This is a genomic window from Sporolactobacillus sp. CQH2019 (assembly GCF_028765345.1).
GTDB lineage: Bacteria > Bacillota > Bacilli > Bacillales > Sporolactobacillaceae > Sporolactobacillus.
The window spans coordinates 230,405-242,700 of sequence record NZ_JARAJZ010000006.1; the positions used below are offsets into that span (position 1 = coordinate 230,405).

Below are 12,296 nucleotides of genomic sequence, written 5' to 3' on the forward strand. Positions count from 1 at the left end.
GAATGTTATAATAAAATATCCGTTTTTTATAAAAATCTACTTTCTTTGTAAGAAAACATAACTTATATGTGTAATAAATTGATGGGCTGCGCTGATAAGCAGGCTCCAGCATAGATCAAGAAGAATGGACCGGGGGGTCGAAAATAAGTACAGACCCGCAAGAAAACCTGAGCAGACAGGCAGCAGCTTGAACCCATTTACTTTTTTTTCGGAGATCATCAGCAGGGAAAAAGAAGGGATTGAAGCGATACAGAGTAATGAAAAGATTTTAATACTCGTAAAAAGGAGAGTCATGGAAGGATGGAGCGCAGCAAAAAGAACAATAAGAAATAAGAGCGCGCCGGCATAAACCTTTTTAAAAAAACGCCGATCCTTGTTTTGAGTATCCTGATGGATTAGCAGGAAAGCATCCATGATCGATTTCAGACAGACAATCGCACCGATCAGACCGATGGAAAACAATGAAACGGCCAAAAAATAGGCAAAAAAAGGAGCGGAGTGAGATAAAGCATCCAGGACACTGATCAGAGTCGAAGCTTGTCGATGGTCGGTCGTCCGGACAAATACGGCAATCATCATTAGTGTGACAATCAGGCTGGCAAAGCAGAACACGGCGCATCTGTAAATGGTCCGCATTCTGTTTTCCTTCATGGAAAAACTGATATGCCATAACGATAAATCAGTCAGGAGGTAACCGAAATAAATACTGATCATGACAAATAACCATAAGCACTGGGTCCCGAAACCGGAAAGAAAATCCGGACCCAGCCGGCCCTGCTCGATTGTCCAGTTCCGGTAGATTGAAAAAATACCATTTGTGAGATAGGCGTAAAGAAGCAGGCAGACCATGGTGAAAAAAATGAGGACATTAAGCAGCCTGCTTATTTTTTTGATCGCTGCAAAACCGCCGGCAACTGCATAAACATAGACAAGGAATAAAAGAGAAAGAAATACCCATCTTTCAGAGACCTGGAACAGATTGACCGCGAGCAGCGTCATCCATGTAATTTCTGAGAGAAAGGCAAAAAAAGAAATAAGCGTCATGATCAGTAAGATCAAATGAAAAGTATACTGATCGGCTGCGCGTTCCCTGAAAAAAGTGAGCGGTGTGTGATTGGGATTATTCAGATGTCTCCTGCCGGCCGCGCGGATCCATTTTTCATAAAGAACCATCATCGGGAGCATAAAAAGAGTGAAGAGGATCCCTCTTATCAGACTGTTGTTTGAGATGAACTGAAAAAACATAAAGATCATGAATCCTTTTAGCAGATGCGAAAGCAGCAACGGCGTGCCTTCGTGAAGTCCGAGTCTTTTACTGCCCTGTATGTATGCGGGAATCGACGTTTCGCGGCTTAGATAGGGAAGGGCGGAAATGAGCAGCAGCAAATAAGGAATGATCAGGGCATCCTCATTCATCCTGCGGCCCGATCTTTCCATGCCTGAATTGAGTCGGTGTTCTGTTCTCATGCTTTTTAAAAGAATTAGTGAAATAATTCTGGCTTGAGAAACCGACGGCATCTGCAATATATTGTATCGTATACTCAGGGTACTGCGTCATCAGCAGTTTTGCCTGATTGATTCTGACCTGAACAAGGTAATCTTTGTAGGAAAGCCGCACTTCGTCGTTGAACTTTTTGCTCAGATAATTCGGTGAAACGTGGACGAAATCGGCGACATCCTGAAGATGGATATTGTCCTTGTAATGTTCACGAACAAATCGGAGCGCCCTTTGCATCATAGGTGTCAGAGGGAAGGTGCCGTCCCGGATTTCAAATTTGTCGAGTACATCATAAAGCTCTGTTCGAATGACCGGCTTAACGATGTAATCAATAGCTTTTAATTTAATGGCTCTTTTAGCATAGTCAAAATTCTGATAGGCAGTAATGATCACAATACCCGGCTTTTTTGAGTGGGCCTGTAATTTTTCTGCCAGGTCCAGCCCGGATTCGCCTGAAAGGTGGATGTCGAGCATGGCCAGCCGAATATCATGATTGTTTGCAATCTCCAGGGCTTCAAGGCTGTCTTCGGCTGTGAACAGATTCCAATGAGGATAGCGAGTGTAGATCAGCTGAAGCAGCTGTTCAAGTTCCAGATATTCATCGTCAACAATTAATACGTTCATGACTCATCCTCCACAATGGTGTAAGGCCAGACGACTTTTGCCACAGTTTCGCGGTCTGCGTTCTTCTCTATACGGACTTCCGTGTACAAATCGAAAAGCAGTCGCAGCCTTTTCCGTATATTTTCCAGACCGATACCATGCTCGCTTTGCAGATTGAGGGGTTCCGATCCGTTGTCTGTGACACGCAGCTCCACCCAGTTTCCCTTCCGCTCGAGAGAGATTGACAGTCTCTTATTGCCCGTGTTCTTGCCGAAGGCGTGCTTAAAAGCATTTTCCACTAGAATTTGCAGCGTATACGGCGGAATTCCCGCTGAAAGCTCTTGATCATTCACCTGAATGTCTATGCTCAGCTTTCTTCCGAATCGGAGTTTTTGAATATATATGTAATTTTTAATCTGATTCAGTTCGACAGAAAAAGGAATCATGTCTTTTTTATCCGTATATTTATAACGAAGATACATTGAAAAACGCTCGAGGCCTTCAATCAATTTTTCTTGCCGTTTCAGCCGGGCCAGAGATAATATGACATTTAAGGTATTAAACATAAAATGCGGCTGAATTTGTCTGCTGAGCTGGAGCAGCTCACTTTCCTGAACCCGGTTCTGCAAACGGACCTTTGTGTTTTCCAGCTCCAAAACATTAATCTCCTTTTCAACAATCGGCAGCGAAATGAGCAGAAAGAAGGAGAGAATACTGAACACGACGCTGCAGAACACAAGGCCTTCAAATAAATAGAACAGCATATCTGCCCGCCTCCCCCTTTCTTTCAGAATTTAAACTCTATTATATTATAAACGGCTGCTTTGAGGAAATAGAATCGGTCGCAGTCGGAAATGTAGCCAGTCCGGAACGGCAAGTGATCCGGGCAAGCAGGACAGACCGCGCGAGGATGTTTTGCTGCAATTTTTTGAAAAAAAATTCAGACAGCTCCGTTTAGCGGTTCTTATCGGAAAATATTCGTACATTTTTTCTATGCATAAATGAATAATGGAAACGATCGGATTATGAGCCTGATGATTGAAAATAGATACAATTTCCTTTTCATAACAAAAATGATGCTGAGAATGAACGGAGCGCGACAAGAAACTCGGGCTTATATGTCATAATTCATAACTTTGTATGTTAAAATTGTTCCTAAAAGGAGGGTGACCGATGCTTCCGATTCCGAACGATAAAATCCGGCCTGTCGTGACGGTACCTTTAGAGCAAATCGATAAACATCTGGAACAGCATACGGATGATTCGATAAACGACTATCTGTTCATCGAGGATAGAAATCGGCTGATCGGCTATATTTCCGTCAGAGAGATGAAATCGAAAAACAGGCACCGCATGACTGCTGACGAGATTAAAAAGCAGACCCATCCGCTGGAAACAGCCTGTTTTCTCGGGCAGGAGTTTTCGATTCCGGATCTTTACCGGGTGATCGGCGAAGCGGTGACTCTTGTTAAAGACAGGGATGGCTGCCTGATCGGCTACATAAAAAGAGAAGATCTGCTTGTGGCTCTGTTTCAGGATGAAAGCCAGAACACGGATTTGTTGAAGACTATTCTGACATCAATCCCGATGGGTATTTTTATCGCCGATCGTCAAAGAAGGATGGTTAATTTTAATGAAGCGGGTCTGAGAATGACCAAGCGCCGTGCCTCCGAAGTCGCCCATGAACCGGCGGAGAATATTTTCGGCCGCAAAGAGATCGATCGTGTTTTCACGACCGGAGAGACGATCCTGAATCAGATTGTCGTCGGCGGCCAGGTGGGGCTTCTCGCCGATTACAGCCCCATTTTCGGTCCCGGCCGCACGATAAACGGCGTCGTCATTGTTGTTCAGGATTTGCCAATGGTTGAAAAAATGGCGATGGAACTGGAATATGTAAAAAACCTGAATGCGGACCTGAATGCCGTTTTATCAAGCATGTACGACGAAATTCTGGTCCTGGACGAGGAAGGCGGTCTGATTCGCTGCAGTGAAACTCTCTCTGCCGATTATTGGCATATTAATTTTAAAAAATTGATCGGAAAAAATCTGCTTCATCTTGAAGCGAAGGGGATGTTTCACCTGCCGGTCATTCGGTACGTGATTGAGAACAGAAAAAAATATTCGGTTGTACAGGAAACATCGGACGGAAAGAAAGTGCTGGCGCTCGGCACCCCGGTTTTCGGCGATAACGGGGAGATTCAGAGAATCATTATTGCCCTGCGCGATATCACGGAAACCGCAGAGCTTAAAACACGGCTTAATGAATATAAAAAGGAGCTGGACGGCTTTAGAAAGAAAGACCTTTTCATGCAGCAGATGGTTTTCAGAAGCGTAAAAATGGAGGAACTGATGATCCGGGTAAAAAAGGTCGCCGAGTTTTCCTCAACGGTACTGATCGACGGCGAGTCGGGTGTCGGAAAAGAAGTCGTTGCTCAGGCGATTCATCAAATGGGCACTCGAAGCAGCCGGCCTTTTTTAAAACTGAATTGCGGGGCCATTCCCGGAAATCTCCTGGAAAGCGAATTGTTCGGGTACGTGAAAGGGGCATTTACCGGCGCGAGCACAGCCGGTAAAAAAGGTTATTTCGAGCAGGCCGACGGCGGGGTGCTGTTCATGGATGAAATCGGCGAGCTTCCGCTTCAGCTGCAGGTAAAGCTGCTGAGAGTCCTTCAGGAAGGCGAAGTCATTCCGCTCGGCAGCACGCGGCCGATTCCGGTTAATGTTCAGATCGTAGCGGCGACCAACCGAAATTTGAAAGAAATGGTTAAGGCCGGCGCCTTCCGAGAAGATCTATATTATCGCCTGAATGTCATTCCGATCCATGTGCCGCCCCTGCGCGAGCGTCCTGAGGATATCGCCGTTCTTGCGGTTCATTTTCTTAAGCAGCTTAACCAAAAGTATAAGAAGCATTATGTCTTCATGCCGGATGCTCTAAATCTGCTTGAACTTTATCACTGGCCGGGGAACATCCGCGAGCTGCAGAATGTCGTGGAACGGCTGATTGTCGTTTCCGATAGTGAGACGATTCATGCCGATCTCGTCGGCAATTTGATCAGATTCGATCAGCGGGTTCCGGATTCGCATTCTTTTACCAACCGGATCATTCCGATGAAGCAGGCCAAAGAAAAACTGGAGAGAGAACTGGTCGTGATGGCGATGAAAAAATTCAAAACCACAACGCGTGCAGCAGAGGCGCTTGGTATCAGTCAATCTTCGGTCAGCAGGAAGTATAATAAGATTCTCGGCGAAGGGCATTAATCTGTTCGAAAAAGGCGGGATATCACAGCGGATAGGCGCGGATTCCCGTCTTTTGCTCTTTTATTCCTGGGCCCGCAGACTTGCTCTATGAAAAAAATCATAGGCTATCCATTTTTGCATAAATAAACAGTCGATTTTACACAATAGTGATCAAGCAGGATCCGGTCAAAAGATGAACCGGATTTTTATTTATCTCTTGCCTCTGTTCAATTTATTATCAAATTTTTGTAACAATTTCTTACATGCGAATCACATGCCGATGAAAATGGCACATAAATTGCTTGCTGAACAGTGAATAAATGAAGCCCTCGCATTTCTCAACTGCGCCTGACGATTTGAACCGTAAAGAGGTGATCATTTTTAAGATGAAAACGGATTGAAGCCGCTGTTCGCCGGAAGAAAAGAAAAAAATTTATTGGGAGTGTTTAATGTTGAGTATCGATATAAAAGAGCAGTCCAATGAAAAATATACGGAAGCAAACAATTATGCTAAAAAAGTGCTGAACCTGATCAATAAAGAAAATGACGCGATCACGGAAGAAGATGCTTCATGGATTACTGAGGAAACGGTAGATAATTTCCGCGATTATGTGAATCCGGGATTTTTGGACTATCGGAAAACGGTCACGAAAGATAAACAATTTGCCGCCGTTGAATGGTCCGATGAAGGAGAAAGTTTCAAAGATGTGAACGGGAAAAAATATATTGACTGTCTGGGCGGATTCGGCATCTACAATGTCGGCCACCGAAATCCCAGGGTCGTTCGCGCCGTGGAAAGTCAGATGAACCGCCAGGCGCTCCACAGTCAGGATCTGCTTGATCCGCTGCGTGCTTTTCTGGCCAAGCTGGTCGCCCAAATCACGCCCGGCGACCTGCAATATTCCTTCTTTACAAACAGCGGAACGGAAAGCGTTGAAGGGGCCCTGAAACTGGCAAAGCTTTACAGCGATCGGTCAACAATTATGGCCGCTACGCGCGCTTTTCACGGCAAGAGCCTCGGCTCGCTGACTGCGACGGCCAAAGGCGCTTTTCGCCGGCCGTTTTTCCCGCTCGTTTCCGGATTCCGTCATGTTCAATACGGAGATATCGAAATGATGGAGAAAACAATGGAAGCCTGCGCGCTGGTCGGTGAAGACGTCGCCGCCGTTCTGCTTGAACCGATCCAGGGCGAAGGCGGCGTCATTGTGCCGCCGGACGATTATTTGCCGAAGGTCAGAGCGCTTTGCGATAAATACGGAGCCCTGCTCATCCTCGACGAAGTGCAGACCGGGATGGGCCGTACCGGCAGGATGTTCTGCTGCGAACATTACGGCGTGGTTCCGGATATTCTCTGCCTGGCTAAGGCTTTCGGCGGCGGGATTGTCCCTGCGGGCGCCGTCGTTGCCAATGAGAAGGTTTTTAAAAACTTTTTCCCGAATCCGTTCATTCACACAACGACTTTCGGTGGAAATCCGCTTGCCTGTGCGGCGGCGATTGCAACGATAAACGTGCTGATTGAGGAAAATCTTCCGGAACGGGCGGCGAAGATGGGCGCTTATATGCTTCGGGGCCTGAAGGAAGCGGCGAGGGGCCATGAAGATAAAGTCATGGAAATCCGCGGCAAAGGTCTGATGATCGGTATCGAATTTCAGAAAGATAAGATCGGGTACGAGTTTTCCCAAAAATTGTTTGATAAGGGCGTACTTGTGGCCGGGACCTTGGTAAATGCCAAAACGATCCGCATTGAACCGCCGCTGACGATCAAAAAGGAAGACATCGACCGGGTTGTGCAGACGGTGGCCGACGCATTGAAATAAAGGCGGGAGTCCGGAATGAACATGAGTATCGGCTGAAACGGGCGGCCGCAGGCAACCCGTCTGCCAAGTCGGCGCCGATCGAGAGGCGGCGTCCGTCCGACAATTTTTTTATAGGGGGGAAATCAGGGATGGCAACGAAAACCAGCCGGAAAATCCTGGAACTGAGCATGTATATTGACGGCGAATGGCGGCAGGGTTCGGGAAACGGAAAGCGGGAAATTATCAATCCCGCCAATGGTGAAGTGATTGCGCAGGCGGCGGAAGGCAATGTGTCCGATGTGCGGGCTGCCGTGCAGGCGGCAAGGGAGGCTTTTGATCGCGGGCCATGGCCGGGACTGAGCGCTGAAGAGCGCGCCGGTTATCTGCTTAAGGCTGCCGCTAAGATCGATGAACGGCACGACGAGCTGGCAGCGCTGGAAACCCTCGATAATGGCAAACCGCTCAGAGAAGCCGGCTATGATGTGAGCGATGCTGCGGCCTGTTTCCGCTATTACGCCGGATTAATTCCGGCGCCTCACGGCGAGACCTATACGGTTCCGGATAATATGCAGGCCATGGTGATCCGCGAACCGATCGGCGTCTGCGGACTGATTGTTCCCTGGAATTATCCGCTGCTGATGAGTGTCTGGAAGATTGCCCCGGCACTTGCCGCCGGCAATGCCATCGTTTATAAACCGTCGGAACTGACGCCGGTCACTGCGACGAAGCTGTTCGAAATATTAGAAGAAACCGGTCTGCCGAAAGGGGTGGCCAATATGGTGATGGGTGCCGGAGAAACGGTCGGAAACGAGATTGCCGTCAGCCATGGCGTCGATATGATTTCCTTCACCGGCGGAACGGATACCGGCCGTCGGATCATGAAGGCTGCGAGCGGCAATATGAAAAAAATATCGCTGGAACTGGGCGGCAAATCGCCCAACATCATCTTTGCCGACGCCGATTTTGAAAGCGCCGTGGATTATGCCTTATTCGGGATTTATGCCGGTGCGGGTCAGATTTGTTCGGCGGGATCGCGAATTCTGGTTGAGGAAAGCATCAAAGATGCGTTCGTTGCCCGCTTTACGGAACGGGCTAATAAAATCAGAGTGGGGGCGGGCGGCGATCCGGAAACGGAAATGGGGCCGCTTGTCAGTCAGGAACAACTGGACAAAGTACTCCGATATATCGAGATCGGCAAAGCGGAGGGAGCTGAAATTGCCTGCGGCGGCTTTCGCCTGACGGGCCGTGATTTTGACAATGGATTCTTTGTCGCTCCCACCGCTTTTATTGATACAGAGCCCGGTATGCGTATTGTTCAGGAAGAAATCTTCGGACCGGTTGCCGTCTTTCAGACGTTCAGAGATGAAACGGAAGCTGTCAGACTGGCTAATGAGACAAAATACGGATTGGCCGGCGCCGTCTTTACCAAGGATGCAGCCAGGGCGATGCGCGTCATTAAAAAAGTGCGCGCCGGTATCACATGGGTCAATACGTATCATGGCACGTACAACGAAGCGCCATGGCACGGTTATAAACAGAGCGGGATCGGTTCAAGTCTGGGTACATACGGCCTGGACGAATTTTTAGAGACGAAGCAGATTAATTTTAACCTTGATGGGGGACCGAGCGGCTGGTTTTCCGGTTAAGATTATTTCCGACCTGTATTTTCAGAATTGCATAAATAGTGGATTTTATAAGGCGCCGTTCCGGACCTGAGAGGGAAGGCGGTTCACTTCAGAAAAGAATTCTGATGTTTTTAACGCGGTGAAATAAAGAAATTGTGGGTCATTCCGTTTTGGATCGGGATTAGTGCCGGTCGGCAGGTTTACCGGCCCATCTTTATCAATTTTTATCAAAATAATCAAAATAATAAATGGCGAGGGGATATGTGACATGTCCGATGAACTCAAGAAAAACGAATTGACAAAGTTTGATTCCATCATCATGGGCATTGCCGGCACCGCCCCGGCATACACGATTTCGGCCAGTTCGGCGACTCTGGTTGCCACGGTCGGAATCATGGGGCCCGGTTCGATTCTGTATGCGGCAATTGTTATGTTCGGCATCGCCTTTGCCTTCATGTACCTGAATCGCTGGCGTTCAGATGCCGGGGCCAGTTATGCCTGGGTGGGCCGGGCGATTCATCCGGCACTCGGGTTCATGAGCGGCTGGGCGTTGATCGTTGCCACGTGTCTGTTCATGGTTGCCGGATCGCTTCCGGTCGGGACGGCAACGCTCGATCTGATCGCTCCTTCGCTGAGCGGCAATGTGGTTGCCGTTACCGTTGCCGGAGCGTTATGGTTCCTCTCAATGAACATCCTGATTATGATAGGCATTCAGATAACGGCCAAATTCCAGAAGTTTATGACGATTATCGAAGTGCTGATCTTGATTGTGATTGCCATCGGAGCTTTTGCCAAATTCGGCGTACATCCCGTTCATCCTTTTTCATGGTCCTGGTTTTCACCGGGCGGATTCAATCTCAATATGTTCATGTCCGGTTCTCTTGTCGCGATATTCTATTATTGGGGCTGGGACGTCACGGCGAATCTTACCGAGGAAACGAAAGACAGGAATAAAGCACCCGGATACGGCGGCGTTTTCGGCATGATCGGCATCTTCGTCCTGTTTGAATTACTGCAGATCGTGTTTCAGATGGGACTGACTTCGAAACAGATTGCCAATGCCGGAACTAATCTGCTGCCGGCCGTCGGCAATATGATCTTTCCGCGGCCGTGGGGGAATATTGCCATACTGGCCGTGATGATCAGTACCGTCGCGACACTGGAAACCTCGCTGCTGCAGGCAAGCCGTACTTTATTTTCAATGGGACGCGACAACGTGCTCGGCGCCGGATTCGGACGGCTTCATCCCCGTTTTCAGACGCCGTGGCTTGCCGGAATGGTCATGGGCATTGTTTCTCTGCTGCTCTTTGTCGTTTCCAGTTTCAGCTCGGGGATCAATGCGATCATGACCGACGCGATTACGGCGATCGGCCTGCAGATCGCCTTCTACTACGGGCTGACCGGATTTGCCTGTGCGTGGTATTACCGGCACGGACTCACCCATGATTTCAGGACATTTTTCATGCGCGGCCTCTGGCCCGTCTGTTCATCGCTGTTCCTTTGGGCCATCGCCATCTATGATATCCCGCAGCTGGGCTGGCGGACGGATCTGATCGGCCTGGGGACGCTGTTCATCGGTGTCATCCCGCTCGTTTACTACCGGTTTAAACTCAAAAGCCTTTTCTACCTCTCGGGACGTGAGAAGGCCGCTGACCTGGAGACGGCCGTCGAAGCAGCGGCGCCTACAAAATTCTGATAAGGAAGCCCGACCTGCAGGACTTTGAGATTATCAGATTTCTGAACGGTGCCAGGATAAGCGATCTCTCAGCAAAACGGCCGATCCATTGAGGCCCGAGACCGTCCGGGACAGTCAATAAGCCGCATTCCATTCATCGTGATGGAAAAGGCGGCCTGCTGATTGGCGGGTCGGTCCGTGTCCGACTTCTCATTCGTAACCGGAGAAAATGGGGCGGCTGTCGGACCCGGTTCGCACGGTATCCCGGCGGCACAAGCTCTTTTTTCAGCGGATGGTGAAAAAAGGATTGAGAAAGCTCACTTCCGGGTGCCCGCAGGCATACAGCAAGCCGGACAATCGGCAGTATAATGCAGAGCACTATCGGTAACCGGTTACCAATCATCGGTAAATGGCTGAGAATCAACAATAACTAAATCAATAAGTGGGAATAATCAGAACCATATTCGCAATGTTTTGCCGGCATGACCGCCCGATTTCGGCGGAACGGAACGATGTTCTTCAGACGTTGATTTGTTTCAAAAATTAAGGATGCCTTTGACCGGTCTGAGAAGGGGGGGCCGGGATCATATGTAAAAGGCGGACATCCGGCAGATCGGGTTTGCGGTTGAAGCGATTATGGAAACCGGCCTCTGATTTTGTTGCAAGTAAGTATACTGTCCGGGAAATAGACGGATTAAAAAAGGCGCAGCCGCTAAAATAACGGGTGCGCCTTTTACTTCTTTGTTTGTTCAGTTATTCACGTTTTAATTGGCGAAATAAGTTTTAATGACATCTTTCAGTTCGGTCGGATCAAGGATCACCTGGTCGTTGTTGGCCTGAAGGACGTCGTCATACATCACTGCGTTTGTGCCTTTGACCTGGCGATAATGAATCTGCTGCTGCGGATGGAAATCGCTTTTAGCGCTGAGGCCGACACTGATCATATCCTCCTGGCTCAAATTGGTTGCGACGAAAAATTTAGAAAGCGAACCGGCCAAAGCAGGCAGCTTGGTGATATTTGCCGGCTGCATCACTTTCTGGGCGATGCCGATCAGCGCGGCTTCCTGAAGCTGCTGGCGGCCGTAATCGGTCCCCGGGAGAGAATAACGTTCATGAACGATTTCCGTCACCATTTTTCCGCTCAGCGCGTGCGTCCCCGCCGTGAAACTTAATCCCTGATCTTCCGAATACCAAGGGTGAGTCAGGGTGACGTTAAACGGAAGAGTCATATTGATTCCGCCGATTGCATCGACCATGTACTGAAGGCCCCAATAGTTTGTTTCCGCGTAATAGTTAATCGGGACGCCCGTCAGGTTGGATACGGTTTTTACAGCGTCGGTAATGCCTTGCTGCGCCCCGTTTTTGACCTGGGAAACATATTGAACGCTTGTCAGTTTGGTATAACCGTAGCCCTGCATGTAAACACGCGTGTCACGCGGAATGCTCAGCATGTCGTAAGTATGATTGTTCAGATCGGCGTGAATAAGCACCATCGAATCCGTATGGCCGGCCGGGTCTCCTTTCCGGGCATCGGTGCCGATCAGCAGCATATTGAATACTCCGGCTTTCAGATTGCTGTCCGATCCGCCGATTGATTTCAGATTGCTGAAATGATTCTGCGGATTCAGTTTGTTATATTCATAAGCACCGAAAGCGGCCGCTGCGACAAGCAGGAGGATCAGCACCAGTAACGCAATGCGCAGGCCGCGGTGGCGTTTCCTTGTCTTTCTATATGTCGTTCGGGATTCTTGATCCGGGATTCTGTGTGCCATGTTCTGCTCCTTTGTCTCATTTTCCGAGGGAAGTATTTCTATGAGTTTATAAAATTCTAATTGATTCGAAGAAAGCACATATGCTAGATC

The 12,296-nt window shown here is 48.7% G+C and carries 8 protein-coding genes; 4 read left to right on the plus strand and 4 right to left on the minus strand.

What is annotated here, in order from left to right:
• Positions 1-36 precede the first annotated feature (36 nt).
• Genes OYT88_RS10705 through OYT88_RS10715 form a run of 3 tightly spaced genes read right to left on the minus strand, consistent with a single transcriptional unit; the run spans position 37 to position 2,865 of the window.
• On the minus strand, positions 37-1,416 hold the full coding sequence (locus tag OYT88_RS10705) for a hypothetical protein (RefSeq protein ID WP_274399942.1): 1,380 nt from the start codon (positions 1,414-1,416) through the stop codon (positions 37-39).
• Entirely contained in the window at positions 1,409-2,122 is a 714-nt protein-coding gene (locus tag OYT88_RS10710) for a response regulator transcription factor (RefSeq protein WP_274399943.1), read from the minus strand. Before OYT88_RS10710 ends, OYT88_RS10705 begins: the two co-directional genes overlap by 8 nt.
• Positions 2,119-2,865 carry a sensor histidine kinase gene (locus OYT88_RS10715; protein WP_274399944.1) on the minus strand — a complete coding sequence of 249 codons (747 nt, stop codon included), beginning with the start codon at positions 2,863-2,865 and terminating at the stop codon, positions 2,119-2,121. The genes OYT88_RS10710 and OYT88_RS10715 overlap by 4 nt, the downstream gene beginning before the upstream one ends.
• A 409-nt stretch (positions 2,866-3,274) precedes the next feature.
• Between OYT88_RS10715 and OYT88_RS10720 the strand changes: the two genes are divergently transcribed.
• From OYT88_RS10720 to OYT88_RS10735, 4 genes are all read left to right on the plus strand, one after another.
• The gene (locus tag OYT88_RS10720; RefSeq protein WP_274399945.1) at positions 3,275-5,359 is read left to right on the plus strand and encodes a sigma 54-interacting transcriptional regulator; all 2,085 of its coding nucleotides are present in this window, start codon (positions 3,275-3,277) and stop codon (positions 5,357-5,359) included.
• Positions 5,360-5,790: 431 nt separating this feature from the next.
• Positions 5,791-7,155 (plus strand): putrescine aminotransferase, encoded by a 1,365-nt coding sequence (locus OYT88_RS10725; RefSeq protein WP_274399947.1) that lies wholly within the window; start codon positions 5,791-5,793, stop codon positions 7,153-7,155.
• Positions 7,156-7,307: 152 nt separating this feature from the next.
• Positions 7,308-8,780 carry an aldehyde dehydrogenase family protein gene (locus OYT88_RS10730; protein ID WP_274399996.1) on the plus strand — a complete coding sequence of 491 codons (1,473 nt, stop codon included), beginning with the start codon at positions 7,308-7,310 and terminating at the stop codon, positions 8,778-8,780.
• Positions 8,781-9,027: 247 nt separating this feature from the next.
• Positions 9,028-10,455, plus strand: coding sequence for an APC family permease (locus OYT88_RS10735; RefSeq protein WP_274399948.1), 1,428 nt, complete (start codon positions 9,028-9,030; stop codon positions 10,453-10,455).
• Between the two features lie 743 nt (positions 10,456-11,198).
• Here the strand turns inward: OYT88_RS10735 and OYT88_RS10740 are convergent.
• Positions 11,199-12,206, minus strand: coding sequence for an LCP family protein (locus tag OYT88_RS10740; protein ID WP_274399949.1), 1,008 nt, complete (start codon positions 12,204-12,206; stop codon positions 11,199-11,201).
• Positions 12,207-12,296: the final 90 nt, after the last annotated feature.